Raw genomic sequence first — 25,744 nt, 5'->3', positions numbered from 1 at the left:
GCGTCACCGGATTCTCTGCTCGGCGTGGACAACGGACTCCTTCACGCCTTCGCCGTCAGTCCCTGGCCTCGACGCGAAGATCCTATTCGTCCGCCTCGGCTCGGCCCAGCAGCTGGCAGTCACGGCAGAAGTGTCGTTCCACCTTGAGGAGGGTCGCAAAGAATTCATGGCGGAAGCTCATCGGGCCGATGGCGATATGAAGCGGCACCTCGCGGCCTTCGGAGGGCTCGGCTCGCGTCCCGAGGAGATCGAGCAACGTTGCGAACGAGAGCGCATCGCCGGCGATGAGATGCGCCGGCTCGCAAACTAACACGAGATGACCACGTTGGAGTTGGCTCGGCGACCGCGGCCGATGCGGCCGACGCATGTTCATGATATAATCTGCGGTGCCATCCCAGTTTCGCTTGAAGCCCGGGTCGTCATGGTGAGGCAACTCGAACGCTCGAGCGATCTCTGTCAATGCTTCCGCTTCATTCGTCATTCGATCGCCGCGAAGTGCGATGAAATGATACGCTAGATCGCGCGCGATCTGCCGCAGCGCTGTCTCCACGTGCTCGAGCCGTGTGCCATCGCGGAATATATGAATGTCCCGCTCAGCGGAACCTTGAAAATGGGTGAGATCCATGGGCGTCGAATCGTCTCTCTACGCTGATGTTCATCAGTCGCCTGGAAACGTCGTTCACCGCAGCCTCGTCCATGCCAGCCACACGCACCCAGGCTGTCTCGCCGGCGATCTGACGGAAGGCGAGCGTCGCTGAAGAAGATTCCGCGCAGATCGTCACGGAGTCAGAGAAATCGAGCTCGAGGAGCCCGGCCGAGCGCACCACCGCGCGAACATCCTCTGACAGGTTCGTTTGATCGGTGCTGTTGTGCATGATCGCGTGAGGTAGCCAGCGCTGGCGATGCGCCATGTAGGCGTTTTGATAAAGGAGGTTCCTGAAGGATTTTGCCCAGAGCGAGGACTTCTCGCCCTCGCCCCCTTCGAAGACGCGGCCGAGCCCGTCATGCTCGAGATAGACCTGTTCAATGACGGCGCAGCCTACCGCGATGACGATGCAGTCCTCCGGTACTGAGTTCTCTCCAGTCGCCACGCTCTCTCGATAGAAGGAGAGGAGACTCGGGACGTCCGTGCTGATGCCCTCCTGGCCGAAGAGTTGACCGTCGTCGTGGCCCATGACGGAGAGAAAATACCTGTAATCGGGAGGCAGCGGATGGCCGGCGGTCTGCTCAAGGGAATCGATCTCGTCTGGCGTCGCGCCACGGATGCGTCGAGCAAATCCGGGGTTGTGCTGCTCGATGTAGGAAATGATCTTTTCCATCGGCGCGCGCAGCCTGAGCTAGGCCGCCCTGGAGCGATCCACGCGGAGCTCGATCCACGGAGAGGTCTGCTCGGCCAGGGTGCGGTAGGTGAGCGCCGCAGCGCCGACGAAGAAGAGCGCGAGCGCGGCCGGCCCGATGTCGATGCTCCCGGCCGAGTCGGCGGCGCCGAGCATGCTCGCGTGGAACGCGCGGAACAGGCCGAGGTGAAGCGCCGCGAGCGCCCCGCCGAGCGCGAGCGCCCAGGAGCGGTGGAACCGCGCGCGCTGGGCGTGGTGGGCGATGACCGTCTCGGAAGCGACGCAGAGGCTGCCGTGCGCGGGCGCCCGGAGCACCCAGGCCCGCGCGGCGTCGCGGTAGCCCGTGCCGGCGGCGCTCGCGTCGATCTCGCGGCGCACCGAGCCCGCGATGTAGATCGTGTCGCCGGGGCGGACCTCGGACACGTAGGCGGGCGCGCCGCCACGTCTCGTCGGGACGAAGGTGGTGTCCAGGGTCAGCCTGCTGCTCGCCGGCTCGACCCGCACGGTGGCGCCCGAGGCGAGCCGGAGCGAGAACGCGCGCGCCCGCGTCTGCCACGCGCTCGGCGCGGCGCCCGCCTGGCCGCCGCACGGGATCTCGACCGCGATCACCGCGTCTCCCGGCGCGGCGTCCTCCGCGCTCACCTCGCCGCGCAGGAGCGCAAACCCCTCGCGTATCGCGCCGGGTGACGCCGAAGGGCTCCGCGCATACGCGGCGATCTGCGAGCGCCGCCGGTGGTGGAGGCAGCGCCCGATCGCGATGGCGACCGCGACACCCAGCACCACCCCGGCGACCCCGTAGACGATGAAAAGGCTCGCGACAAAACCCATCGTGACAGCGTAGACGTGCGGCGTCGGGGCGTCGAGACAGGGTGTTGGTCCCGGGAGCCCCTGGAGCGCAAGGCGCGCATCTCGCACCCTGGCCGCGGCCCCGCGCCCCGCGCCCCGCGCCCCGCGCCGACACAGACAGCGCCGCACAGCGCCGCAGGCACCCATCCCACCCCGTGTGTGGCGCGGAGCCCACCTTCCGCCTGCTCCATCGCGCGGATCGGTGATTGGCACTTCCGCCGTCGCGCGGCGCCGTCGTTCGGGATCGCTAGTTCGATAAATGCTTATACTTTCGATATCTTGTGGCGGTTTCCCTCTGCTCGCTCCGCTCCGGGGCCATCGCTGGAGCGATGCGCCGGTGCGCCAGCCAACGGACGTGAGGCCCGCCGCGCGCTTCGAAGGCCCGAGCGCCGCTGCACGCCAGGGAGCGCACAGCCACGGGTGAGGCGCAGGGGGCACAGCCGCGCGGTGCATTGCGGTCTGGACGGGCAGATTGCCACGGCGGGAGGCGATTTCGATACGAAGCAAGCGCCGCTCCAGGGCCGGGCGCGAGGCCGCATCCTGCATGTCGGGCGCGGGTGGCGCCGCGCGTCAGAAATAGGCGATAGAACTTCAACGCGACGCCGGAAGCGTGTTAAGGAGACGCCGTGTCCGACCAGCTCAGCTCGGATCTCGCCTCGCTGCGGATCCAGCGGGACGTCGATCCCGATCGGCGGAGCCCGCTCCGCACCGTCCTCGTCGCCGTGGTCGTGCTCGCGGCGGTCGGCGGCGCCGCCGCGTTCGCCGTGCCGAAGGCGCAGAGCGCGCTCTTCAAGACCGAGGTCACCACCACGGAGGTCGCGCTGGTCTCGCCGGCGCAGGCGTCGATCTCCGTGACGTCGACCGGGTACGTGGTCCCGCAGGTGGTGTCCAAGGTCGGGGCCAAGTTCCCCGGCCGGATCGCGCGGGTGCACGTCAAGGAAGGCGATGTGGTGAAGCAGGGCGACCTGCTCGTGGAGCTCGACGACGCCGACCAGAAGAGCCTCGTGGCCGCGGCCCAGGCCAAGGTCGCGGCGGCGCGGGCGCGCGCCTCGGCCTCCCGGGCGAGCATCGGCGAGGTGGAGCAGCAGCTCGCGCGGGAGCGGCTGCTCGTCGAGCGCCAGGTGACCGGCCGCGCGTCGATGGATGACCTCACCGCGCGCATGCACTCGCTCACCCAGTCGGCGGCGGCGGCCGACGCCGAGGTCAAGGCCGCCGCGGCCGACGTCGAGAGCCTCCGGGTCACGCTGGCCGACCGGAAGATCGTCGCGCCGATCGGCGGCACGATCATGTCGAAGCCGCCGGAGGTGGGCGAGGTCGTCGGCCTCGAGCTGCCGCACCTCGTCGAGATCGCCGACTTCTCGTCGCTCGTCGTCGAGACCGATGTCCCGGAGACGCGCCTCTACCTCGTCGAGCCCGGCAAGCCGTGCGAGGTGGTCCTCGACGCGTACCCCTCGAAGCGGCACCGCTGCACGACGCTCGAGATCGGCAAGCGGGTGAACCGCGCCAAGGCGACCGTCCCGGTGAAGGTGAAGTTCGTCGGAGAGCCGAAGGAGGCGCTGCCGGAGATGAGCGCGCGGGTCAGCTTCCTCGCCGAGGCGCTGTCCGAGGAGGCGATGAAGGAGCCGCCGAAGCGGGTCGTCCCGGAGGCCGCGGTGGTCGAGCGGGGCGGCGCCAAGGTGGTGTTCGTGGTCAACGAGGGCCAGGTGAAGATGGTGCCCATCAAGGTGGGCGGCCCCGCGCCCGGCGGGCTGGAGCTGCTCGACGGCCCGACCCCGGGGGCGCGCCTCGTGGCGAGGCCGTCCCCCGAGCTCGCGGACGGTCAGAAGATCAAAGAGAAGGAAAAGGGGAGCGAATGACCGAGGGGTATCGCGACGGGAAGCCGAAGCCCATTGTCGAGCTGCAGGGGGTCGGCAAGAGCTATTTCCGCGACAAGGAGCCGATCGTGGTGCTCGACAACATCACGCTCGACATCCCGGAGGGGTCGTACGAGGCGCTGATGGGGCCCTCGGGCTCGGGCAAGTCGACGCTGCTGAACCTGATCGCCGGGCTCGATCGCCCGACGCGCGGCTCGGCGCGCGTGGCGGGGCAGGACCTCACGCGGATGAGCGACGGCGAGCTGGCGCGCTTCCGCTCCAGGACGATGGGCTTCATCTTCCAGGCCTACAACCTGATGCCGGTGCTCACCGCGGTCGAGAACGTCGAGCTGCCGCTCCTGCTCACGAACCTGTCCTCGTCCGAGCGGCGGAAGCGCGCGCAGACGGCCCTGCGCGTCGTCGGGCTCGAGGAGCGGATGGGCCACTATCCCCGGCAGCTCTCCGGCGGCCAGGAGCAGCGGGTCGCGATCGCGCGGGCGATCGTGAACGACCCGACGATCATCGTGGCGGACGAGCCGACCGGCGATCTCGATCGCAAGAGCGCCGACGAGATCCTGGCGCTCCTGGAGAGGCTCAACAAGGAGTTCAAGAAGACCATCCTGATGGTCACGCACGATCCGCAGGCCGCCGAGCGCGCGACGGTGACGCGCCGGCTCGACAAGGGGAACCTGTCATGAACCTCGTCTCCGTCGCCGCCAGGAACGTCCTTCGCAACAAGTTCAGGACGCTGCTGACCGTGATCGGCGCGGTGGTGGCGGTGCTCGCGTTCGTGCTCCTCCGGACGGTGCTCTCGGCGTGGAACGTCGCCGCCGACCACGCCGCGAAGGACCGGATCGCGACGCGGCACAAGATCTCGTTCATCCTCCCCTTGCCGAAGCGCTACATGGACACGGTCCGCGAGGTCCCCGGCGTGACGGAGGGGTCCTTCATGAGCTGGTTCGGCGCCAAGGACCCGCGCGACGCCAACAACTTCTTCGCCTCGATGGCCGTCGAGTCGAAGACCTTCTTCAAGGTCTACGACGAGATGGTCGTCTCGCCCGAGGACATGGAGCGGTGGCTGGGCGACAGGAAGGGCGCCATCGTGGGCGACGTCCTCGCGACCCGGCTCAAGGTGAAGCCGGGCGACACGGTGACGCTGGAGGGGACGATCTACCCCGGAAACTGGCAGTTCACCGTCTCGGGGATCTACACGGCGACGCGCAAGTCGATCGACAGGTCGCAGTTCATCTTTCACTACGACTACCTGAACGAGTCGCTCCCCGAGCGGCAGCGTGACCAGATCGGCTGGATGACCGCCCGGATCGACGACCCGTCGCGGAGCGCGGACATCAGCGCGGCGATCGACAAGATCTTCGACGAGAAGGACGTCCAGACGGCGACGATGAGCGAGCGGGCGATGAACCTGTCGTTCATGGCGATGATGTCGGCCGTGCTGACGGCGCTCAACGTCGTGTCCATCATCATCCTTCTCATCATGATGATGATCCTCGGCAACACGATCGCCATGGGCGTCCGGGAGCGGACGCGGGAGTACGGCGTGCTGCGCGCGCTCGGGTTCGAGCCGAAGCACGTGAGGATCTTCATCATCGGGGAGGCGGCGACCATCGGGCTCCTGGCCGGGTTCCTCGGGCTCGTTGTCTCGTATCCGATCGTCGAGCTCGGGCTGGGCCGGTGGCTGGAGGAGGACATGGGCGCCTGGTTCCCTTACTTCCGGATCGAGCCTTCGACGATGGTCATGGCGGTGCTGCTCTCGATGGGGCTGTCGCTCGTCGCGTCGCTCATCCCGGCGTACAACGCATCGAAACTCTCGGTCACCGACGCGCTCCGGCGCGTGGCGTGAGCGACCCACGCAGCCTGTCTTCGACACCCTGAAAGCGGGAGAGAGCGCTCATGATCCCCGTCGCCTACAACGTTCGAAATCTGGTGGTGCGCAAGACGACGACCCTCGCGACGGCGTCCGGTCTCGGCCTCGTGGTGTTCGTGTTCGCTTCGGTGCTGATGCTCGCGAACAGCGTGGAGCGCACCCTGGGGCGCACCGCGCGGGACGACGTCGCGATCGTGATGCGGAAGGGCTCCGACGCCGAGATGGTGAGCAGCATCGAGGAGCAGCAGATCGGCGTGATCCTCGCGAGCGCCGAGGTGGCGAAGCGGCAGGACGGCAAGCCGGACGGGGTGGGGGAGGTGGTGGCGGTCATCCTCCTCGAGAAGCTCGGCACGGACGGCATCTCCAACGTGCAGGTGCGCGGGGTGCCCGACGACGTGCTCGCGTTCCGCTCGCAGGTGAAGATCATCGAGGGCCGGCCGGCGCAGCCGGGCACGGACGAGGTGATCGTGGGCAAGGCGATCAGCGGCCGCTTCAAGGGCCTGTCGATCGGCCAGTCGTTCGAGCTGCGAAAGAACCGGCCGGTGAAGGTCGTGGGGGTGTTCGAGGACGGCGGCTCCTCGTCGGAGTCCGAGGTCTGGGCCGACCTGCACACGACGCGCTCGGCGTTCGGCCGCGAGGGGGGCGTCTCCGCGGTGCGGGCGCGGCTCGCCTCGGCCAGCAAGTTCGACGCGTTCGAGGCGTCGATCGAGCAGAACCGGAACCTCGGGCTCGAGGTGATGCGCGAGAGCGTCTATTACGAGAAGCAGTCCGAGGGGACGAGCATGTTCATCAAGGTGATGGGCGTGCTCATCGCGGTGTTCTTCTCGATCGGCGCGATGATCGGCGCGATGATCACGATGCACTCGTCGATCGCCAACCGGCAGCGCGAGATAGGCACGCTGCGGGCGCTCGGCTTCTCGCGGTTCAGCATCCTCGTGTCGTTCCTCATCGAGTCGGTCCTCCTCGCGCTGGCGGGCGGGGCGCTCGGCGTGCTCGCCGCGCTCGGGATGAGGTTCGTGCGCTTCTCGACCGTCAATTTCGCGAGCTGGTCGGAGGTCGTGTTCACGTTCGAGCCGACGCCCGGGATCCTGCTGACGTCGGTGGCGATCGCGGCGGTGATGGGCCTGCTCGGCGGGTTTTTCCCGGCGCTCCGCGCTGCGCGGATCAGCCCGATCCAGGCGATGCGGGGGTGACCCGGGGCGCGGGGGGCGAGGCATCTCCCGCAAATTCTTCGGAAAGTTCACAGGGAGGCGGGGAGACGGGGAGGTAAATCCTCAAATACTCCCTGTCTCCCCGCCTCCCTGTTCAATTTCCCCGCTGAAAAGGGCTGCGAAGGGTGTTCCGGCGCTCCCTTGGCCGGGGACGTGCTCTCCCCTCGCCGGGGGGAACAGCATGCCCATGGTCACCAAGGCGATTTACGTGAACTTCGCGGCCGGGAGGAACGTGGAGCGGCTGAATCGGCTCTCCTCCCTGGTCCAGCGGACAGAGCTGAACTCCCTGGTGATCGACATCCGGTCGGAGGGGGGCGCGCTCCTCTTCGAGCGTGACGAGGTGACCAGGGCCCAGCTGGGCGCCCTCCGCGACGCCGGCATCTACCTCATCGCCCGGCTCGTCGCGTTCAAGGGCGGCCCGCGGGGCTGGTACGACCCGGGCTCGCAGCCGCGATGGCACGAGATCGCGGAGATCTCGCTCCGGGCGTACGACGCCGGCTTCGACGAGGTGAACTACGATTATGTGCGTTATGGCGCCGCGCGCGAGCCGCGGTCGCGGACGCCGATCGAGGAGAGGGCGCCGACGATCCGCGCTTTCTTCGAGTTCCTCCGCGCGGAGGTCGGCAATGCCGCGTCTCGCCCGATCTCCGCGGATGTCTTCGGGTTCACGCTGCTCGGGCCGCAGGACGGGATAGGCCAGCGGCTGGAGGACGCCGTGGAGCTCTTCGACTACGTGATGCCGATGCCGTACCCGTCGCACTGGGGCCCTGGCAGCTTCGGCTTCGCGAACCCCGCGCATCACCCCTACGAGACCCTGTATGCCTCGCTCTCGGCCGGCTGGCGCAGGGTGGCAGCGCTCCCCGGGCGCATCGGGCTGCTGCGCAGCTGGATCCAGGCGTTCGATCTGGACAGCTCGCGCCCCATGCAGCGGTACGAGTACACGCCGTGGCACATCCGGGAGCAGATCCGCGCGAACGACGACACCGGCTGCGCGGGCTACGCGGCGTGGAACCCCCGCAGCCACTACGACGAGAGCGCGTTCGTCGGCGCGCCGCGGGACACTGTGTGAGAGCGCGGCCGCGACCGCCCTCGCCACGCCCGCAGCGGGGCCATCCGGCGGCTTTGCCGCGGCTGGTCACGCGAACGGCTGGACGAGCTGCTGCCCGACGCGTGGGCGAGAGCGTCGCTCGCGGCTCCGGCCGCCGGCGACGCCGACGCGCCCTGAACGACGCGGACCTCAATCCTCGCCGCCGGGGTTCCGGGGGAGAGCACCTCGCCGGCCCTCTCGTGTCCGCCCGCGTCTGCCCGGACCATCGGTAGGCGCCGCCCCGCGCCCAGCATCGTCGACCCCGGTGAGAGCCGCAAGGGGTCGTGCCCATGGCGATGGCTGGGCGCTTACGGCGTGGCAGCGGCGGTGCCGGACCTCCACCGCGCCTTCGAGCGCGCTGTGCGTAGGCAAATCAAGCCGGATCGCAGCGCGAGGAAGTGTAGCGCAGCAAACCGAAAGGGTGGGACCGCGAGCGTCGTGATGGCTCGGTCCTGGGTCGAAAGAGCGTGGTCCGGGCGGCACCGAGCGTGCTACGGGGGCGCATCGGCGTGCTAACCCGATTGATATTCTAGAAGAAAATGCTAGCAAGTTCAAAGCAACTGATTCCATTGAGGATCAATTGACAAAATCGGACTTAATTGACAAAAACGAAGGCAGAGGCATCGAGATGTAGAATCATAAAAATCCGCTAATATACGTACCCAAGCTGGACGCTCCGAAAGTTGTCCCTACATGTAGATCATTAAATTATGAGAATTTTCAGCGCAGCACCTGATGGCAATGAGTCGGCAGACTTGGAGCCCGCACGTTATTTTAATTTAGCAATTGAACAAATCAAGCAGATCACGGAGTGGATGAAAACGGCTGACAGGGCAGCTCAGCCGCTGTTAGTGCACCTGGACATATTCCTCTACCTTGCCAAGAAATACCCAGACATGGCAGAGCACCGTGTACTTAGCCTAAATATGCCCGATATCAAAACCACTTTTTACGATTGGTATGAACGCTGCCATAAAAAGATTCCAAAGCAATTCAGGGAAGAAATCAAGCTTTCCGCAGACGATCTTTTCAAAAGCATTGAAAGTCTCGCGGCCTAACGATGTGGGACACTAATCCCTGGGATAACGACAGGGCAGCAGATTGGTTCGCCAATCTAATGCATCTCACGCGCTTCCCCGACCAAATAAGAGCAACCCTGCTTCTTTGTGAACAGGAAGATGCTTGTGGCGAAAACACTGCATTGCTAAGGGCTGCGGTCTATTGTGTTTTGCAGTTTTGCCGCGTCTACATTTGGCCCATTGAACATCTTGATAATGATTTAGAGTTAGCTATAAAGGCTACTCATAAAATACTATCAGACGAAAGATATTGTTATTCTGAAAAGATTACTGTCCAGATCCAAGCAGAGCTCAAAGAGTTGGAGCTTCGAAGAAAAGTATAGCAGCTTTGCAGGGCGGGCTACGCTTCAAGCCAACCCGCACTATAATTACGATCTCGCGTGGTCCGGGCGGCGCCGAGCGCGCTAAGGGGCGCATCGGCGTGCCGTGCGCACACGTGTCCGTCCGGGCATTGGTCTGGCCCGGGAGGCGCGTCGCGAGACGCTATGCGGCGTCACCGGGCGCCTTGCGGCGCAGAACGGTGCTCTTCCAGTACGGCGGTCCTCGGTTGGGAGAGCGTGCTGGAACATCGGTCGGCTCGCCGAGCGCGGAGAGAAAGCGGGCGATCTTCCTTGGCTCGGTCACCACGGCGGTAGCCGCTCCGCAGACCGTGTCTTTCCCCTGGCCAGATTCGGTTACACGCTACGCGACGCCAGATGAGGGCCGTGCCCTCGCCGAGCGAAGAGGAGCGAGCGATGCCAGGAAGCAGGGAGCTGGTACAGCTGCGTGCAGAGCTGTATTGCCGCGCACTCTCGTTGATGCCGAAGCTCCTCTCATCGAGCATGCTTCTTGATGGCGAGGAGCCCTGCCCGGCGAAGCTGGCCATCATGGATCGTGCTCGCTCCGCACGGGCAACGGGGGCGATGGCGTCCGGCGAGTCGCGGCGCCGTGCATTACGTTCAGCTGCTCAAAATTCTCACCATGGACCCCTCCCAGCACATTTGCGTCGGCCGAAGACGCCATTGATGCCCGATCGCAGCCCCTTCCGTTCAGCCATCGAAGATTTCCAGCTATCGTTGCTCGCACGCCCGACTCACGACGGGGTAGGTCCACCCGAGGAGCGGAGCAGCGGCGCGGGGCCGGCCACAAAATAGGCGACGAGGAGACCTGATCTTGGCCGACAGTCTCCTCGTCGTGCTCCGGTTCCCGTGCCCAGGAATCGAAGCGGTCGCAGTGTCGTCCAGAGCGCCATCGACATCAAGCGCTGGCAGCAGCAAACGCCCACGGTCGTCGAAGCGCGACCTGCGCGGTGCCCAGCCTGCGGCGTCGCCAGCTGCCCCCTCGGCGGCGCCATCCGGCTCCAGGGCCACGGCAAGCGCGAGCGGCAGGTCTGGGGCCCGTCAGGGCCGGACCAGCGGCCCGAGATGCTCACGGTGACCGCCCGCCGCTATCGCTGCGTCTCGTGCGGCGCCGTGCTCCTCGTCGTTCCTCGCGGCGTGCTCGGCCGGCGCCTGTACAGCGCCTCCGCCATCGGCTTCGCCCTCGCGCTCTGGGGCCTTGTACTCGCGACCGCGGCCGAGGTCCGGCGCCGCGTGGCCCCCGCGGGGATCGTCGGCGACAGCGCGGTCACCGGCTGGACCACGCTGCGCAGATGGGTGCGCGATGTCGCGCAACGACGCCTCTTTGCTGAAGCCCCCGACCCCGTTCCACGCGCTTCGCTCCGCCAGCGCGCAGCCAGCGCCGCGGTAGCGCTCGCGGCGAGCGCGGACCCGACGACCCGGGCGCTGCCGATCGAGCACCGCGCCTTCCTCGGCGCCGCGCACGCGGCGTGACGGCATCTGCCCCTTCGGAGCCCGAATCGTAGCGCCCACCTGAGAGGATCGCTGCCGAAAGCGCGGCGGATCCCGGACAAGGACCGCGCGCCGGCAAGGCGCAGAAAGGACCCCTTGCAATGGCCCTCGGCCCCACCGATCACGCCGAGACCGTGGCGATCTATCGCGCCACGGTCATCGGCCCTCTCATGCACCGCGTGCTCACCCACGGCCAGCTCGCCGTCGAGCTGCGCGCGCTGAGCGAGCAGCGGTTTCGACCGCCGGGCGCGCACAGCACGCGCACCTACGCCGTGCCCACGCTCGAGCGCTGGCTGTACGCGTATCGCTCCGCTGGCCTCGACGGGTTGCGCCCGCAGCCACGCAGCGATCGCGGCTTCGCGCAGGAGCTGTCGGAGGAGCTTCGCTGTCTGCTGCTCGACATCCGGCGCGAGCACCCCGACGCCTCGGTGCCGCTCATCCTCAAGACACTCGTCGACGAGGGGCGGCTTGAAGCGGGCAAGGTCTCCGAGCCCACCGTGCGGCGATTGTATGCGGCGTACGGCCTTCGTCGCCGCGCCGCGCGCGCCGAGGGGGAGCCCAAGACGCGGCTTCGCTGGCAGGCCGAGCGTCCCGGCGCGCTCTGGCACGGCGACGTCTGCCACGTGACGGGCTGCACTGTTGGAGGCAAAGCGATGCCGATCCGCATCCATGGGCTGCTCGACGACGCCTCTCGCTACGTCATCGCCCTCGAGGCGCACACGACCGAGAAGGAGGTCGACATGCTCGGCATGACCGTCGACGCCCTGCGCCGCCACGGCAAGCCCGACGCGCTCTACCTCGATAACGGCTCCACCTACCGCGGCGATGTCCTCAAGACCGCATGCGCGAGGCTCGGCATCGCGCTGCTGCATGCAAAGCCCTACGACCCGCAGGCGCGCGGCAAGATGGAGCGTTTCTGGCGCACGCTGCGCGAAGGGTGTCTCAACTATCTCGGCGCCGTGGCGTCGCTCGTCGACATCAACACGACGCTCCGCGCCTTCCTCGACAGGCGCTATCACCCGGCGCCGCACGCGGGCCTGCTCGGCAAGACCCCGGCCAAGGTCTACGCGGCCCGCCCCGCCGCAGAGGGCGTCGTCGACGAAAAGGCGCTGCGCGTCGCGCTCACCGAGCGGAGCCGGCGCCGCGTCTCAGGTGACAACATCGTCTCCGTCGACGGCGTCGCCTGGCAGCTCGACCAAGGCTACCTCGCCGGCCAGATCGTCTCCGTCGCCCGGTGCTTCGTCGCGCCCGGCGAGCCGCCGTGGGTCGAGCACGAGGGCAAGCGCCTGGTACTGCATCCGGTCGACCCGCAGCGCAACGCGCGGCGCAAGCGGCTGCCGTGCGGCGGGCCTGCGCTGGACAAGCCGACACGCCCGGTGGACTTCAACCCCGCGCGGACGCTCGGCCTGTCCACGGGCTCTGGCGAGGACACGAGCGAGCGCGGAGGTGCAACGTGAGCGAGTCCTACGTCCGCTTCTTCACCCTCTCCGCCGCCCCCTTCTCCAAGGAGATCCAGGACGGCGACCTGTGGCTGCCGCCCTCCAAGGAGCAGCTCGTCGAGGAGGTGTGCGAGGCCGTGCACGAGCACGCCCAAGTGCTGCTGGTAGGCGAGCCCGGCGCCGGCAAGACGTGTGTGCTGCGGGCCGTGCGTCATCGGCTGCCTCAGGCAGGCTTCCGGCTGACCTACTGCCACAACGCTACGCTCGGCCGCCGCGACTTCTATCGCCAGCTCTGCCACGCCCTCGGCCTCAACCCCGCTGCGACCGCAGCGGCCGTCTTCTACGCGGTCAGCGCCCATATCGAGACTCTCGGTCGCGAGCGCATCCATCCGGTTTTCCTGCTGGATGAAGCGCACCTGCTCCACCAAGACACGCTCGATTATCTCCATATCTTGTTAAATTATGAATGGGACAGCCGCGCTCTATTGTCGCTGATCCTGGTAGGACTCTCTGACCTTCAAGACCGGCTCGAGCTGCGCAAAAATCGCTCGCTGTACTCGCGTATCGAGCGGCGTCTCTCGATCGGCGCGATGGTCCCCGACGATACCGGCGAGTACGTCCGGCTACGGATGAGCCGTGCCGGCGCCGACCGCGACGTCTTCACCGCGGACGCTCTGACGCTGCTCCACGAGGCGGCTGGCTCGAGCCTGCGCGAGATCGACCGCATGGCCACCGCCGCGCTGCGCGAGGCGGCGCGACGGAAGAAGAGACTCGTCGAGCGTGACGTGATGGCGCGCATCGTCGGCGACCTGGGGACGGACGGCAGCTGACGCTGACCGACACGACGGGCGCCCCCCTCGGCGCTGGCGAAGAAACACCTCGCCGTAACCGCCCGACCAACGCCATCGTGATCAGCCCGTCGGGGCCGGTTACCAGTTCCCATCGCGACGAAGGAGGAAGCGATGGCGACGAGGGTGGAGTGGGCCGAGCGGGTGGAGCGATGGGAGCGCAGCGGGCTGAGCGCCGAGAAGTTCGCGCGGCGCGAAGGGTACAAGCCGAAGCAGCTGTACTGGTGGCGCTGGAAGCTGCGAGCTGACCAGCCCTCGCCGTCGTCGTTGACCGAAGCGCCGCGCTTTCTGCCGGTCCACGTGGTGACGGACGCATCGGTCGTCGCGCCGGAGCCGATCGAGATTGCGCTGCCCAACGGGCGGGTGGTGCGGGTCCGGCCGGGCTTCGACCCGGCCACGCTCGAGCGGGTCCTGGCGCTCGCGGCCGAGGAGACGCCGTGCTGACGCTGCCGCCGTCGGTGCGCGTGTACATCGCAGCCGAGCCCACGGACCTGCGCAAGAGCTTTGATGGGCTGTCAGCCTTGGTCTCTCAGCGCTTCGGAGCCGATCCGATCTGTGGGCATCTGTTCGTGTTCAGGAATCGGCGAGGTGACCAGATGCGCGTCTTGTTCTGGGACCGCACTGGCTACATGATCGTGGCGAAGAAATTGGCCCGCGGGCGATTCCATCTCGCCCGCGACCTGCCCAAGGGGACCACCCACGTTGAGGTCGATGCGGCCGAGCTGTCGCTGATGCTCGAAGGGTTCGACCTGTCCGAGGCCGTGCGGCGCAAGCGCTGGAGGCCCAGCGTGAGAAAAATTGCTCCGTCGAAGCAAAGCTTGATGGATGCGCGGGGGATAGCTATCCCCCGCGCCACGTGACCAGTCCTCTTCAGTCCCAGGCACAACTGCCCGCCGATCTGGCGGATGTGCGGCGCAAGCTCGAGCAGCTGGCGGCCGCCGGGCAGCTTCCGGAGCTCATCGACCTGGTGCTCGGGCTGCTGGTCCAGCTACGCGACAAGAACACCGCGCTCTCGGCGAGGCTCGCGAGCGCGCTGCGCGAGCTGTACGGCCGCAAGAGCCAGCAGGTCTCGACCGAGCAGCTGATGCTGATGTTCGCCGAGCTCGGGGCGGAAGCGCCGCCGGGGGCGGCGGGCTCGGAGCCCGGCGCGGACGCTCCGCCGCAGCCGGAGCAGGGGCTGGTGCCGCAACCCCCTGAGCCGCCGAAGCCGCCGCGAGGACGGGGCGGGCGCGCGCCACTTCCCGAGCACCTGCCGCGTGAGACGCGCGTGGTGCCCGTCCCCGAGGCGGAGCGGACGTGCCCGCAGTGCGGCGCGGACAAGAAGTGCATTGGCCATCGCACGAGCGAAGTGCTCGAGTTCGTGCCGGCGCAGTTCAAGATCATCGAGGAGAAGCGGGAGAAGCTCGCCTGCCCGCGTTGCCCCGAGCAGGGCGTAACGACGGCGGACAGCGAGAAGGTGATGGACCGAGGGCGCCCAGGACCGGGGCTGCTCGCCAGCATCCTTGTCGAGAAGTTCGAGGACTCGATGCCGCTGTACCGGCAGACGCAGCAGTACGCGCGCTTCGGCGTGTCGCTGTCGCCGTCGACGCTGGGAGACTGGTCCGCGTTCGCGCTCGATGTGCTCGCTCCCGTGGCCGAGAGGCTCGGGGAGCGGGTGCTGGACTCGTTCTATCTGCGCGCCGACGACACGGGGATGCGGGTGCTGGATCGAGATCATCCGTCGGGGGTGAAGCGAGGCCATATCTGGGCCTTTGTCGGCGCGGATCTCGTCGCGTTCCTGTACGCACCGGACTGGAAGGCGAAGCATCCAGCCGCGCTGCTGCAGGGCTTCACCGGCTACTTGCAGGGCGATGGATACGCGGGCTATGGCGCGATGCTCCGCGGAGGCGACGACGGCGAGATGATCGTGCCCGAGGAGCGTCGGCTCGGCTGCGGGATGCACATCCGCGCCAAGTTCGAGAAGGCGGCCAAGGGCGGCGACGCGCGAGCGGCGGTAGCGCTCTCGTACTTCAAGGCCATCTACCGAATCGAGGCGACCTGCAAAGATGAGGCGCTGTCCACGGAGGCGCGCCTGGCGCACCGGCAGGAGCGGTCGCTCCTCGTTGTGGACGAGCTGTATCAGTGGATTCACGAGCTGCACCTGCGGCTCGTGCCAGGCACATCGCTCTACATGGCTACCCAGTATGCCATCAACCAGGAGGCAGCGTGGCGGCGCTGCTTCACGGATGGACGCTTTGAGATAGACAACGGCGAGGTCGAGCGGCAGCTAAGACGTGTAGCCCTCGGAAGAAAGAACTATCTATTCGCGGGCTCCGACAAGGGCGCTCAGCGCCTGGCCATCGGCTACACGATCTTCGGCTCGTGTCGGATGCACGGAGTCAACCCGCTCGCCTGGGCGACAGACGTCATCGGCAAGCTGCAGGCGGGCTGGCCGCGCGACCGGCTGGACGAGTTGCTGCCCGACGCATGGGCGAGATCGTCGCGTGCCGCTCCGAGCGCCGGCGACGCCGACGTGACCTGAACAACGCCAGCTTCGGCCGGCCACGCAAGCGGATGCCGCCTCGCTGGGCCTTCTTTCAGGACCGCCTGTGCCCGCTCCGAGTCGTGGGCCGACGCCGCCCCGCGCCCAGCATCGTCGACCCCAGCGAGCGCCGCAAGGGGCCGTGCCCATGGCGATGGCCGGGCGCTTACACCTCGCCGGCGCCGACGGCCACCAACCATGATGGCCATTGCGAGCTGCCCTGCGGCGCGCGTCCGAACGATGGCCATCGCTCTCCTTGACCGCAACCGCGCACGCCCTCGATGGCCATCAAGCTGCCTGCTCGGCGGACCATCGGCCAGCCTGAGCGTCAACAGCTGTCAGCTTCCGAAGTCGGCTGCATGGGTGTCCGTGGTCCCCCGCGCACCGATGTGTAGCTGATTATCCGGATGTCTGACCTCAATTCAGCGGGGTACTGGGATCAGGGCCCCACTGAGGCATGGGATCGGTCTTCGCAGCTTCGGGCCGCCGGTTAGACGCGGCATTGGCTCTAGGGTTAGTCGGGGGCGCCGACTCGCTTCCACCGCTGGTTGGCGGTGTCCTTGCAGGTGTTCTGGATGGCCTTCGGGCCCTCGGTGGCCGGATCGTAGGCCATGGTCAGGCACTTGCCGCTGTGCCGGGCGGTGAGCCGGAAGTAGCCTCCGGGGAACTCGGTGATCTTCCACTGCTGGTTATCGCCGGTGCCGCAGGGCGCCTGTGTCACCCGTACGTCGTTGGCGGTGGACGACGACGGCACGGTGAGGCACTTGTGGCTGTGCCGGGCGACGATCCGGTGGTAGCCGGCTCCCAGGTGGAGCACTTGCCAGTGCTGGTTCGAGGCCGCGGCGGTGCCGCAGGCTCGCTGGATCACCCCTACCCCGTCGTCCCTCGAGCGGTCGTCCTTGAGTATGGGGCCATCGGTAAAGCGCCGCACAGCCAGGCACTGGTCGTTGTGCTGGGCTCGCAGCTGCTCGTACGCGTGTCCGGAGCCGACGCCGCTCACCTCGCCGGTTGTGGTGTTGATGGAGACCCGCGGGTGCCAGCGCATCGACAGCGACCTGTCGGTCGGGAACTGGAGCGGCAGCCAGACGTGCTCGCTGTCTTTGATGCTGCCGTCCCAGGCGTCCCCATGCCGGTCGCCCATGTAGAGATAGGAGGTCGTGTTGCTGCCCTGGATCGGCAGGATGTACGTGGGCTGCGAGCCGTAGGTGATGCTGTCGCCGAGGTTCGCCATGTCGCTCCAAGGGCCTTTGATGCTGGTCGCGGTGGCGTACTTGGCCTGGTTGGGCTGCCAGGCGGTGATGCCCGAGGTCACCAGGAAGTAGACATCGTTGCGCTTGAACATCGTCTGCGCTTCCCGTCTGACGTTGGGAAGAGTGAGCTCCCTGGCGTCGACATAGAGGTAGTCGGGTTTCAGGCGGTAGATGGTGAGGTCCTGCTGCTCTTTACCGGTCGTCGAGATCAGGTACGCCGTGCGGTCGCGATCATTGTCCTGGAACACGCTCACGTCGAAGGATCTCTCCCCGAGGGGTCGGAAGTGGCGCCGGTATGAGTAGTCCCCGTCCACCGTGGGCGACGTGGCGATCGCGACCTGGTTGTCGGTCAAGGGCGCTGGGTGGTTCTCCTTGCGCATGAAGAGTACGTATTGCCTGGTGCGGGGGTTGTATATGACCTTGGGCCGCTGGAGATTCTCCACTCCGGGGGCCGAGGTCTCGGTCAGCACGTGCCTGCGAAACTCCCAGCTATGCAGGTCAGTCGAGCGGTACACCGAGATGTACTTGAAGCGGTTCTTGGGGTAGGGGTTCGCGCCGAACCAGTAGTAGTAGCTGCCCACCTTGATCATGCCGCCGTCGTGCCCACGCACCACGTTGCCGGCCAGGTCGGTGAACTGCACGCCGTTGGTGACCGTGACCGGGGCGGCGACGGCCTCGCGGCCAGCGGCCTTTAAGAGAAATAACAGGCCGACGCAAGCTGCAACGGCCAATCGGACCATCATGTGCGGTGCTCTACGCATAGGTACGTCCCTTCATTAAGTCTCTTTGACAAGCGCGTGGCGCAGGGTTCCTTCGCATAGGATCTTCTTTTCTCCTTGCATGAGACGATAACCCGAACAGGTGACGTCCCGCCCGGGGGGAGTGGATGTGTCGGCTCGTCATCGAGGGGGTTCCGAGGGAGCGGCGCCGTCGCGTCATCGGAGTCGACGCCGTGCAAGCGCTGGGCCCGCCAGAGGAGGATGAGCGGGCTCAGGGCTGAACGCGCCGGACCCGCTCTGCGCGATCGGGGCCCTGCGTCCCCAGGAGACCCAGCGCTTGCTGGAGAGACCCACCTGTGGGCTCCGGAAAGGCGCTGGGTACCTGTACCCTGTTACAGCGCCCCGGGGCCTCGGCGCCTCGCGCGCCCTCTCCGCCGGGCGCCTTTGCGGAACGCAGGCATGCGCGATCCCGGGCCGCTGCGCCCCGCGGCTTGGCGAGGCAGGTCGCCCCTGCTTCGGCCTTCAAGGGGGGCCCGGTGCATGCCGAGGCGCAGGATCCGGCAGCGAACGATGGGCGTCCGGTGATGCCTCCACGCCTCATCCTGTTGCCCTCGACGACGACTTTAGTCCTCATCTGTGCGCCTCGAGACGTAGCTATCTCCCTGGTATGACCCCTCCGCAGCGTGCCCCGAGGCGACGGGGCGGCTGGAGGACGTCCCGACCACCAACGAGGGGACAAATGAGCTTCTTGAACAGGATCAGGCTGGCATTCTCCGGCACATTCCAGGCAGATGTATCGACGGTCAACAACGACGTCGGCCACTTCGACGACGCGAAGTTCAAGTCGTCCTACCAGAGCCAGCGGATCGTGAACCTGTCGGACCCGCAGGACGTGAAGCTCCACGCCAAGGTCCTGAAGCTCGCCTTCTCGCTCCCCGTCACGGACCCGAACTACATGCCGGTGACACAGGGTCATGGGGCCACCCAGGCCCCCTGGTAGGCTCTGGCGGAGAGGAGGGGCCACGACGTTCACGAACAGGTCCCGCGGCACCGGCGGTTACCTCGACGAGGGCGGGCCAGGCGCGCCGCGGGGAGCGAGGGGGTCAGAGGCGGCGCGGCCCCGGGTGCGACGTCTTCGCCGGGACCGCAGCGGTCATCGACGCTTGGTGCGTGGATGGGTGGGCGGCTTGCCGTAGGCGACGTGGTTCTCGACACGCGCCTTGTCTTTGGGCGACCTGACGCGTGCGGCATCGACGAACAGCCCGCGCGTCTGTGTGTAGTCGAGGAAGGCCGGCACGAGCACGACGGCGAGCTCGTCGGCGCGCAGCACGATGGCCTTCATGTTGTCCGGCAGGATCACTCGTGCCATCGCACCGAAGAACTTCCACGCCGTGTCCAGGCCCGCGCACACCGCCGTGGTGGTCTGCTCGAACGACGGCCACACGAACTGGTAGCGGCTGTACGCGAGCGTCACCACGAGCACCCACAGATTGCGAACCCGCTGCGTTGCTGGGTCGAACAGTCCACCCATCAGGCCGAAGTCGACCTGCGCGATCCCGCCGGACTCGGTGTCCGCGACGCGAACCGTCGGCGTCTTCTTGCGCCACGCGAGCTCCTCCATGGCAAAGCGCCGGAGCGTGCCGTAGCTCGCGCTGACGCCGTGATCGCGCTTGAGCAGCACGTGGATCTTCGTCAGCTTCAGCGGCCGGGGCTGGGCGAGCCAGGCCTCGATACGTGCGCGATGCGTGCCGTTCTCTTTCCACTCCTCGCTCGTGTCGGGCACGGGGCGCGCCTGCACGCGCTGGGCGATCGCGTGGATCTCCTCGTCCGTCGGCTCGCGGTCACACGGCAGTGGCAACGTCGTTGCAGCCTCGAAGTACCTGCCGACCGTCTTGCGATCGAACCCTGTCGCGCGCGCCACATGACGCGCGCTCTGCCCCGCCGCACGACGGCGGAACATTTCCTTGATGTCAACCATGATCAGCTCTCGGTAGGGCATCGGCCTCCTTCCGACGGCGACCCGCGCCGTCATCGGAAGGAGCCCGTCTCAGATCCCGACCTCGGCGTCCCGAGCTGGCCCCATGAGGCTGCAAAAAACCTCGGAAGCTGGCCCCATGACCCTGAAAAAAACTGGGTCACGCCCCCGCGCGGGTGGCCCCATCCTCCTGGATTTGGGGTGGCCCCATGACCCTGAAAAAAACGCCGGCAGGTGGCCCCATGAGGCTGAAAACTGGCAGGCTGAGGGTGATCATCGAGCAGGGCGAGGGAACGAGCACGTCGCCCGACGAGCCGGACAGGGGCCTCGCGCACTACTACCGTTCGAGGAGATCGTCTATGCGCGCAAGCTCGTGGCCGACCCTTCCGAGCCCGCCGGCTACTCGTACTCGGGCGCCCCCGTGCCGCTGGATCCGGCCGGAATCTGGGACATCTACCCCAGCTCACCCGTCCGGTGCGGCCGGCACCCCGAGCAGCAGTCCGATCGCCTCGTGAACGACCCGAGCCGCCACGTCATCCCCGAGGGTGACGGCACGGCTCAGGGTGCTGGCGAGCGAGGCGATCACCGCAGCCCGCCGCGACGACTCGGTCACGGCGAGCTCCCCATGCCCGGGGCTTGACACTTGGGCCCGGGTTGGGCCCACGCCTTCCGAGGGGCTGCGATCCGTCGTCACGCCCTCCCCAAATCCCGGGGCATCCGACGGATCGCGACGGTTCGCCCCCGCGGAATCGTCCCGCCAGAGAAACCGGTCGATGACGAGCGGTCGCCGGAAACCTCCGGCGGCAGGCGCACAGGGGCGGCGATCACCGCCCGTCGGACGCGTTGCGCGCCCGGTAAGCGCGCTGCTGGCACGCCCGCGAGCAGTAAGCCCGCGGCCGCCCCGTGGCAGGCTGGGCGATCTCGCGGCCGCACTGCGCGCACGTCGGCCCCTCGTCACGCCGGGGGGCGTCGCCGGGAGTTTCGTCACCAGCGCGCGCCGGGGGTCGTGACGTTTCGGGACTTTCGTCACACCGACCGGAGCGCGACCGGACGAGCGCCTCGATGCCGTCGAGCACGCGCTGGAGGCCGAACAGGAACACGTCCTCCGTGAACGGGTGGTCGTCGAACGCGCCCGAGCGCATCAGCTTCGCCATCGTCGGGTGGCGCCCCGGGTCGAAGAGCTTGTCCCAGAAGTACGCGCGCTCGGACCACCACTGCTCGTCGGTGACGCCGGTCTCCTGCTCGGCCTCGACCGCGTCCACCGAGAGCCTCGCCGCGCCTCGGACGTACCCGTCGACGAGGTGGACGGCGGCGAGCACCTCGCGGGGGGTGAGGCCGATCCCGCAGACCGCGCGGAGCTCCGCGTCGTACGCCGCCATCCCGTTCGGCCCCATCACGGGGCGCACCGGCGTCACGTGCAAGAACCACGGGTGGCGGTGGTAGAGCGCCCAGTCGGCGAGCGCCGCCGCCTCGAGCTTGGCCCGCCATCCCCCGGGGACGCTGTCCACGAGGGGCAGCTCCCCCGCCACGGTGTCCAGCATGAGATCCAGGAGCTCGGCCTTGCCCGGCACGTACCGGTACAGCGACATCGTGGTGAACCCGAGCTTCCCGGCGACCCGCTGCATCGACAGCGCCGAGAGCCCCTCGCCGTCGGCGAGCTCGACCGCGGCCCGCACGATCTGATCGAGGCTCAGGCCGGGCCTGGGCCCCCGGCTCGGCCGCTTCCTGACCCCCCAGAGGAGCTTGAGGCTGCGCACGGCGTCGCCGCCCCCGCTGTACTCCGTCGCAGTTTTTCGCCGTCTCTTTGGTTTGACAGCCATCCTTCAACTGCGTATACCACACACAGTACAGTGTACGACGTAAACAGTTGCTGGAGGTCCGCTTGAAGCAGCACGACGAGAGGCCATCGAGGCGAACGACGCGAACGACGCGAACGACGACCCTGCTCCTCCACGCGCGTGGCCTCGCGGCCTCCGTGCCGCTCCTCGCGCTTTCCCTCGGATGCGCGGCGCAGGAAGCGGAGACGGCGCAGGAGCCGACGTTCTGGCAGGACGTCGCGCCGATAACGGCGTCCAAGTGCACCGCGTGTCACCAGGAGGGCGGGCTCGCGCCCTTCCGCCTCGACGACTACATCTCGGCGAAGGCGCGCGCCGGCGCGATCGACGACGCGGTGCGGGGCGGCCATATGCCCCCTTTCCTTGTGAAGCACGACGGCTCGTGCGGCGACTTCAAGGACGACGAGACGCTCACCGACGAGGAGCTCGACGTCATCCATCGCTGGGCGACCGGGGCGCGCGCCGAGGGCGATCGCGCGGGCGCGCCGCCCACCCCGCCCGTGCCCACGCTCGAGGGCGGGGTCGACTACATGACGCCGCCGATCACCCCCGTGGTCGACCCCGCCGATCCCCTCGCGGCCCACGACGAGTGGAGGTGCTTCCCCGTGGACCCGAGCCTCGACGCGGACCGCTTCATCACCGGATATCAGGTGACGCCCGGGGTCCGGTCCATCGTTCATCACGTCACGGTCTATCGGGTGACCCCCTCGGAGGCGTCGCTGGCGGAGGGCAAGACGAACCAGGACGTGATGACGGAGCTCGACGAGGCCTCGCCGGACCGGCCCGGCTGGGAGTGCTTTGGCGGACCGGCCGACGAGTTGCCGTTCCAGCCGCTGTTCGCCTGGGCGCCCGGGCAGGACGTGGTCGAGTTCCCCGGCGGCACCGGGGCGCCGGTCTCCGCGAAGGACGTCTTCGTCGTCCAGGTGCATTACAACATCCATGACCACGCGGGCGCCTCCGCCGAGGACTCGACGCGCCTCCGGCTCCGCTACGAGGACACCGTGGAGCGGCGCGCCGTGTTCGTCGGGGACGACGGCTTCATGACGACCCTCTTCGAGCCGGACGGCCCGGACACGCTGCCGCCCGGCCAGCAGGACGCCGCCTACACATGGCGCAGGACGCGGGCGGAGCTCGCGCTCGACCCGGCGCTGCCCTCGATCGAGGTTCTCGGCGTGATGCCGCACATGCACGAGCGCGGGCGCACCTTCGACCTGCGCGTGGGGTCGGGGACGCAGGAAAGCTGCATCGCGCGCGTGGACGACTGGGACGTCCACTGGCAGAGCGTCTATTGGTATCGCAAGCGGCCGCTGCTCGACCCGAGCTCCTCGCTCGAGGTGACATGCACCTTCGACACGCGCGACGCCGAGGCCCCGGTGCTGCCGGGGTGGGGCACGCAGAACGAGATGTGCAACCTGAACCTCCTGGTCGCGCTGCCGATGACACCGTGACGTCTTTCTGCGGCTTTGCGTCTTTGCGTTGAAATCTCTCCCCGGATCCCTGGCAGGACTCCTGGTGGGTGAAACTAGACCCCGTAGACTTGCTCCACGATCGACGCGATCAGCGCCACGGAGAGCGTCACGCCGCGCTGCTGGCGCCACGCGACATGCCCGTCCGGCCGGATCAGGAGCGCGCCGTCCTGCTCGATCTGCGCGAGCGCGTGCACCGCGGCCTGGTGACAGGCAGGGATGTCGGCCGCGCCGAGCCTGAACAGCCGGACGCCGTGGCGCGCCTCGACCTCCTCCAGCGCTTCGAGGTCCGCGGGCAGCGCCTCGACGGCCGCGCCGAGCAGCAGGATCGAAGCGCCGTAGTCGATCATGGAGCGGCTGCCGCGCTGTCTCCTGTTGCCGTCCAGCCAGAAATGGGGGAATCGCGCGCCCGGCCGCGTCGACGGGAGGTACGAGGACACCCGATCGTCGACCTCCGGCGGCCTCGTGCCGTCGCCGAGGAGCGCGCCCTCTTCGTACGTGTAGCCGAGGTCGAGCCCGATCCGGTCGAAATGGGACCGCTGCTGCGCGATGGCCGCGAGGACGCGCTCTCGCACCGAGGGATCGCGATGGTACCGCGAGAGGATGCTCTCGCCGTAGTGCTGGACCTGCCGCTCGGTCCAGGCGCGGAGCGGGGCAGGCAGCGCGCGCATCGTGGAGCTCGCCAGCTTCTCGTTGACCCACTGAGCTTCCTCGACCTCGATCCCGAACGCCTCCGCGACCTCGCTCATCCTCTCGAAGTTGAGCCGGCTCTCGTCGCAGTTCGTCTCGATGACCGGGCGGCGCTCGGCCTCGTAGCTGTCGAGCAGGCCGGGCGCGGCCCGCCGCTCGATCACCATGGCGAGCTTCCAGGCCAGGTTGTGCGCGTCGCCGATGCCGGAGTTCATGCCGAGCCCGCCCGTGGGCGGGAAGCGATGGGCGGCGTCGCCGACCAGGAAGACGCGCCCGCTGCGGAAGCGCTCCGCCACCTGCGCTGTCATGCGCCAGTGGCTCATCGAGGTGATCTCGATATCGACGTCGTCCCGCCCGAGCGCCGCCTTGATCTTCTTCTGCATCACCTCGGGCGTGTACTCCTCGATCTTCTCGTGCGGCGTCGCCACGGGGAGGTGAAAGACCCAGCGCTTCTCGACGTGGTGGGCGATGAACACGCTGCCCGGCGCCTTGGGGGAGAAGATGAAGTAGAGCTTGCCCCGGGTGCGGACCACGCGGCGCAGATCCGCCTGAAAATAGGCGTTGACGACGTCGAGCAGCTTGTCCGGGCCCTTCATCTCGATCCCGAGGGCCTTGCGGCTCCGGCTCCCCGCGCCGTCGGAGCAGATGACGTACTGGCTCCGGACAGCGAAGGTCTCGCCCGTCGTCCGGTCGGTGATCCGGCTCGTGACGCCGTCCGCGTCCTGCTCGAAGGACTCCCACTGGTGGTGATGGAGCGCCTGGATCCGCGGCGAGGCCGCGACGCGCTCGCGGAGGAGCTTCTCCAGCTCGACCTGCGAGAGGTTGAGGTAGGGCATGGGCGCCTCGAGGTGCTCTCGGTACTTGCGCCCGACGCCGTTGGCTCGCAGATCGATGCAGCCGAACTCCTCGCCGATCGTGCCGCAGAACAGGATCTTGGCGGCGTCCTCCTCCGGCGACGCCTCCGCGGACAGCTCGCCATGACCGAGCCCCAGCTCGTGGAGGATCTCGATCGAGCGCGCCGAGAGCTCGTGGGCCTTGGGGTGATTCTCGAGGCCCGGCCGGCGCTCGATGAGCACACAGTCGACGCCGCGCCTGGCGAGGCACAGGGCGCTCACCATCCCCGAGGGGCCAGCGCCGATGATGAGGACGGGAGCAGAGACGGTGCGATGGCTCATGTGGCGGCCCCTTTCTTGTGACACAGCGAGACCCCGGCGAAGAGCAGGGCTGCGGACGTGCCCAGGTGCAGCAGGTTCGGCGGGAGGAAGCCGAGCAGGACCCGGCCACCGGCGTCGAACTCGGCGTCGGCGGCGCTCGTGAAGGCGGCGGCCAGGATGAATCCGCCAATATGGAGGGCACCCAGGAAGGCGCCTGTCCGGACACGCTCCACGGTGCGCGGCGTGGCCGTCCAGAAGAGGTAGATGGAGGCGAGCGCGCCGAGGGCGCCGGCGCTGATCTGCCAGAGCAGGTGGAACCTCGCGTGTCCGGGCCAGTCAGGGTTCCCGAGGTGATGCGGGTCGAGGATGTCGATCAGCCCGGTCAACAGGCCGTAAGCGACGGCCGACACGATGCAGAGGGCCTTGCCCACGGCCCACGCCGTGGAGGATGGCGCGTGTTCGGAGCTCATGGCAGAGGGATAAAGCACGGGAATCACGTGCACAATGGCCATGAGTGGCCATGGGGTGGCCGGAAGTGGCCACGCCCGTAGAGCGACGGTCACCCGCTTCGGATACGGGCCCACCTCGGCGTTTTCGGTGCTCAGCGCACCGGAGTGCGCTTGCGCGCCGAAAACGCCGATCTGGGCCCGTCTCCTGTGCGGGTGACCGCCGCTCTGCTCGGCATTGTGCAGAGGGGGGGAAACCGCTGGAGGAGGGGGG

The 25,744-nt window shown here is 67.8% G+C and carries 23 protein-coding genes and 2 pseudogenes; 17 read left to right on the top strand and 8 right to left on the bottom strand.

The genetic code is table 11. The annotated features are described in order from the left end of the window. Nucleotides 1-82 precede the first annotated feature (82 nt). The 3 genes from WMF44_RS35655 to WMF44_RS35645 are packed head-to-tail and all read right to left on the bottom strand — an operon-like array spanning nt 83 to nt 2,165. Nucleotides 83-625, bottom strand: a complete 543-nt coding sequence (locus WMF44_RS35655) for a barstar family protein (protein WP_437294501.1) — start codon at nt 623-625, stop codon at nt 83-85. After that, nucleotides 594-1,319, bottom strand: coding sequence for an SMI1/KNR4 family protein (locus WMF44_RS35650; RefSeq protein WP_437294500.1), 726 nt, complete (start codon nt 1,317-1,319; stop codon nt 594-596). The genes WMF44_RS35655 and WMF44_RS35650 overlap by 32 nt, the downstream gene beginning before the upstream one ends. Nucleotides 1,320-1,337: 18 nt before the next feature. Further along, nucleotides 1,338-2,165 carry a hypothetical protein gene (locus WMF44_RS35645; RefSeq protein WP_437294499.1) on the bottom strand — a complete coding sequence of 276 codons (828 nt, stop codon included), beginning with the start codon at nt 2,163-2,165 and terminating at the stop codon, nt 1,338-1,340. Nucleotides 2,166-2,809: 644 nt separating this feature from the next. On the opposite strand from WMF44_RS35645, the gene WMF44_RS35640 reads away from it, so the two are divergent. The 12 genes from WMF44_RS35640 to tnpC all read left to right on the top strand — a co-directional run bounded on the left by WMF44_RS35640 (nt 2,810) and on the right by tnpC (nt 15,935). Then, a complete protein-coding gene (locus WMF44_RS35640) occupies nt 2,810-4,039 on the top strand; it encodes an efflux RND transporter periplasmic adaptor subunit (protein WP_437294498.1) in 1,230 nt (409 codons plus the stop codon). Then, a complete protein-coding gene (locus WMF44_RS35635) occupies nt 4,036-4,734 on the top strand; it encodes an ABC transporter ATP-binding protein (RefSeq protein WP_437294497.1) in 699 nt (232 codons plus the stop codon). Before WMF44_RS35640 ends, WMF44_RS35635 begins: the two co-directional genes overlap by 4 nt. After that, nucleotides 4,731-5,897, top strand: coding sequence for an ABC transporter permease (locus WMF44_RS35630; RefSeq protein ID WP_437294496.1), 1,167 nt, complete (start codon nt 4,731-4,733; stop codon nt 5,895-5,897). Before WMF44_RS35635 ends, WMF44_RS35630 begins: the two co-directional genes overlap by 4 nt. A 50-nt stretch (nt 5,898-5,947) precedes the next feature. Further along, nucleotides 5,948-7,114, top strand: a complete 1,167-nt coding sequence (locus WMF44_RS35625) for an ABC transporter permease (protein ID WP_437294495.1) — start codon at nt 5,948-5,950, stop codon at nt 7,112-7,114. A gap of 199 nt (nt 7,115-7,313) precedes the next feature. Continuing rightward, entirely contained in the window at nt 7,314-8,201 is an 888-nt protein-coding gene (locus tag WMF44_RS35620) for a putative glycoside hydrolase (RefSeq protein ID WP_437294494.1), read from the top strand. A gap of 728 nt (nt 8,202-8,929) precedes the next feature. Beyond that, nucleotides 8,930-9,277 carry a hypothetical protein gene (locus WMF44_RS35615; RefSeq protein WP_437294493.1) on the top strand — a complete coding sequence of 116 codons (348 nt, stop codon included), beginning with the start codon at nt 8,930-8,932 and terminating at the stop codon, nt 9,275-9,277. A 1,208-nt stretch (nt 9,278-10,485) separates the two neighbouring features. After that, complete coding sequence (locus tag WMF44_RS35610) at nt 10,486-11,109, top strand: hypothetical protein (protein WP_437294492.1); 624 nt, start codon at nt 10,486-10,488, stop codon at nt 11,107-11,109. 119 nt (nt 11,110-11,228) lie between these two features. Beyond that, complete coding sequence (locus WMF44_RS35605) at nt 11,229-12,584, top strand: DDE-type integrase/transposase/recombinase (RefSeq protein ID WP_437294491.1); 1,356 nt, start codon at nt 11,229-11,231, stop codon at nt 12,582-12,584. After that, nucleotides 12,581-13,396: an ExeA family protein gene (locus tag WMF44_RS35600; RefSeq protein WP_437294490.1), complete on the top strand. Its 816-nt coding sequence runs from the start codon at nt 12,581-12,583 to the stop codon at nt 13,394-13,396. The genes WMF44_RS35605 and WMF44_RS35600 overlap by 4 nt, the downstream gene beginning before the upstream one ends. Nucleotides 13,397-13,528: 132 nt before the next feature. Then, complete coding sequence (tnpA, locus tag WMF44_RS35595) at nt 13,529-13,858, top strand: IS66 family insertion sequence element accessory protein TnpA (RefSeq protein WP_437294489.1); 330 nt, start codon at nt 13,529-13,531, stop codon at nt 13,856-13,858. Next, nucleotides 13,852-14,274, top strand: a complete 423-nt coding sequence (gene tnpB / locus WMF44_RS35590; RefSeq protein WP_437294488.1) for an IS66 family insertion sequence element accessory protein TnpB — start codon at nt 13,852-13,854, stop codon at nt 14,272-14,274. The genes tnpA and tnpB overlap by 7 nt, the downstream gene beginning before the upstream one ends. Next, the gene (tnpC, locus tag WMF44_RS35585) at nt 14,271-15,935 is read left to right on the top strand and encodes an IS66 family transposase (protein ID WP_437294487.1); all 1,665 of its coding nucleotides are present in this window, start codon (nt 14,271-14,273) and stop codon (nt 15,933-15,935) included. Before tnpB ends, tnpC begins: the two co-directional genes overlap by 4 nt. A 514-nt stretch (nt 15,936-16,449) precedes the next feature. On the opposite strand, the gene WMF44_RS35580 is transcribed toward tnpC, so the two are convergent. Next, entirely contained in the window at nt 16,450-17,928 is a 1,479-nt protein-coding gene (locus WMF44_RS35580; RefSeq protein ID WP_437294486.1) for an RICIN domain-containing protein, read from the bottom strand. A gap of 140 nt (nt 17,929-18,068) precedes the next feature. Here WMF44_RS35580 and WMF44_RS35575 point away from each other — a divergent pair. After that, nucleotides 18,069-18,185 (top strand): annotated as a pseudogene (locus tag WMF44_RS35575) (hypothetical protein); the annotation flags it as partial. Nucleotides 18,186-18,643: 458 nt separating this feature from the next. Beyond that, nucleotides 18,644-18,904: a hypothetical protein gene (locus WMF44_RS35570; protein ID WP_437294485.1), complete on the top strand. Its 261-nt coding sequence runs from the start codon at nt 18,644-18,646 to the stop codon at nt 18,902-18,904. 153 nt (nt 18,905-19,057) lie between these two features. On the opposite strand, the gene WMF44_RS35565 is transcribed toward WMF44_RS35570, so the two are convergent. Beyond that, nucleotides 19,058-19,936: a DDE-type integrase/transposase/recombinase gene (locus WMF44_RS35565; protein ID WP_437294484.1), complete on the bottom strand. Its 879-nt coding sequence runs from the start codon at nt 19,934-19,936 to the stop codon at nt 19,058-19,060. Nucleotides 19,937-20,088: 152 nt separating this feature from the next. Between WMF44_RS35565 and WMF44_RS35560 the strand changes: the two are divergent. Together WMF44_RS35560 and WMF44_RS35555 are read left to right on the top strand one after the other, a co-directional pair. After that, nucleotides 20,089-20,211: pseudogene (locus WMF44_RS35560) on the top strand (hypothetical protein); the annotation flags it as partial. A 41-nt stretch (nt 20,212-20,252) separates the two neighbouring features. Beyond that, nucleotides 20,253-20,519: a hypothetical protein gene (locus tag WMF44_RS35555; protein ID WP_437301704.1), complete on the top strand. Its 267-nt coding sequence runs from the start codon at nt 20,253-20,255 to the stop codon at nt 20,517-20,519. A 184-nt stretch (nt 20,520-20,703) separates the two neighbouring features. On the opposite strand, the gene WMF44_RS35550 is transcribed toward WMF44_RS35555, so the two are convergent. Beyond that, nucleotides 20,704-21,636 (bottom strand): TetR/AcrR family transcriptional regulator, encoded by a 933-nt coding sequence (locus tag WMF44_RS35550; protein WP_437294483.1) that lies wholly within the window; start codon nt 21,634-21,636, stop codon nt 20,704-20,706. 125 nt (nt 21,637-21,761) lie between these two features. Between WMF44_RS35550 and WMF44_RS35545 the strand changes: the two genes are divergently transcribed. After that, nucleotides 21,762-23,162, top strand: coding sequence for a hypothetical protein (locus WMF44_RS35545; protein ID WP_437294482.1), 1,401 nt, complete (start codon nt 21,762-21,764; stop codon nt 23,160-23,162). 74 nt (nt 23,163-23,236) lie between these two features. Here WMF44_RS35545 and WMF44_RS35540 read toward each other — a convergent pair whose 3' ends face one another. Both WMF44_RS35540 and WMF44_RS35535 read right to left on the bottom strand, forming a co-directional pair. After that, nucleotides 23,237-25,045, bottom strand: a complete 1,809-nt coding sequence (locus tag WMF44_RS35540) for an FAD-dependent monooxygenase (RefSeq protein WP_437294481.1) — start codon at nt 25,043-25,045, stop codon at nt 23,237-23,239. Beyond that, the gene (locus WMF44_RS35535; RefSeq protein WP_437294480.1) at nt 25,042-25,494 is read right to left on the bottom strand and encodes a hypothetical protein; all 453 of its coding nucleotides are present in this window, start codon (nt 25,492-25,494) and stop codon (nt 25,042-25,044) included. Before WMF44_RS35535 ends, WMF44_RS35540 begins: the two co-directional genes overlap by 4 nt. Nucleotides 25,495-25,744 lie beyond the last annotated feature (250 nt).

The sequence above is a fragment of the Sorangium sp. So ce426 genome (assembly GCF_051475585.1).
GTDB lineage: Bacteria > Myxococcota_A > Polyangia > Polyangiales > Polyangiaceae > Sorangium > Sorangium cellulosum_B.
This window is presented reverse-complemented; position numbering and strand designations above follow the sequence as displayed.

What these genes read in the sequence shown, in the direction of transcription:
- WMF44_RS35655 (WP_437294501.1), bottom strand. Translation starts at nt 625, where the DNA reads ATGGATCTCACCCATTTTCAAGGTTCCGCTGAGCGGGACATTCATATA.
- WMF44_RS35650 (WP_437294500.1), bottom strand. Translation starts at nt 1,319, where the DNA reads ATGGAAAAGATCATTTCCTACATCGAGCAGCACAACCCCGGATTTGCT.
- WMF44_RS35645 (WP_437294499.1), bottom strand. Translation starts at nt 2,165, where the DNA reads ATGGGTTTTGTCGCGAGCCTTTTCATCGTCTACGGGGTCGCCGGGGTG.
- WMF44_RS35635 (WP_437294497.1), top strand. Translation starts at nt 4,036, where the DNA reads ATGACCGAGGGGTATCGCGACGGGAAGCCGAAGCCCATTGTCGAGCTG.
- WMF44_RS35630 (WP_437294496.1), top strand. Translation starts at nt 4,731, where the DNA reads ATGAACCTCGTCTCCGTCGCCGCCAGGAACGTCCTTCGCAACAAGTTC.
- WMF44_RS35625 (WP_437294495.1), top strand. Translation starts at nt 5,948, where the DNA reads ATGATCCCCGTCGCCTACAACGTTCGAAATCTGGTGGTGCGCAAGACG.
- WMF44_RS35620 (WP_437294494.1), top strand. Translation starts at nt 7,314, where the DNA reads ATGCCCATGGTCACCAAGGCGATTTACGTGAACTTCGCGGCCGGGAGG.
- WMF44_RS35615 (WP_437294493.1), top strand. Translation starts at nt 8,930, where the DNA reads ATGAGAATTTTCAGCGCAGCACCTGATGGCAATGAGTCGGCAGACTTG.
- WMF44_RS35605 (WP_437294491.1), top strand. Translation starts at nt 11,229, where the DNA reads ATGGCCCTCGGCCCCACCGATCACGCCGAGACCGTGGCGATCTATCGC.
- tnpA (WP_437294489.1), top strand. Translation starts at nt 13,529, where the DNA reads ATGGCGACGAGGGTGGAGTGGGCCGAGCGGGTGGAGCGATGGGAGCGC.
- WMF44_RS35580 (WP_437294486.1), bottom strand. Translation starts at nt 17,928, where the DNA reads ATGATGGTCCGATTGGCCGTTGCAGCTTGCGTCGGCCTGTTATTTCTC.
- WMF44_RS35570 (WP_437294485.1), top strand. Translation starts at nt 18,644, where the DNA reads ATGAGCTTCTTGAACAGGATCAGGCTGGCATTCTCCGGCACATTCCAG.
- WMF44_RS35565 (WP_437294484.1), bottom strand. Translation starts at nt 19,936, where the DNA reads ATGACGGCGCGGGTCGCCGTCGGAAGGAGGCCGATGCCCTACCGAGAG.
- WMF44_RS35540 (WP_437294481.1), bottom strand. Translation starts at nt 25,045, where the DNA reads ATGAGCCATCGCACCGTCTCTGCTCCCGTCCTCATCATCGGCGCTGGC.
- WMF44_RS35535 (WP_437294480.1), bottom strand. Translation starts at nt 25,494, where the DNA reads ATGAGCTCCGAACACGCGCCATCCTCCACGGCGTGGGCCGTGGGCAAG.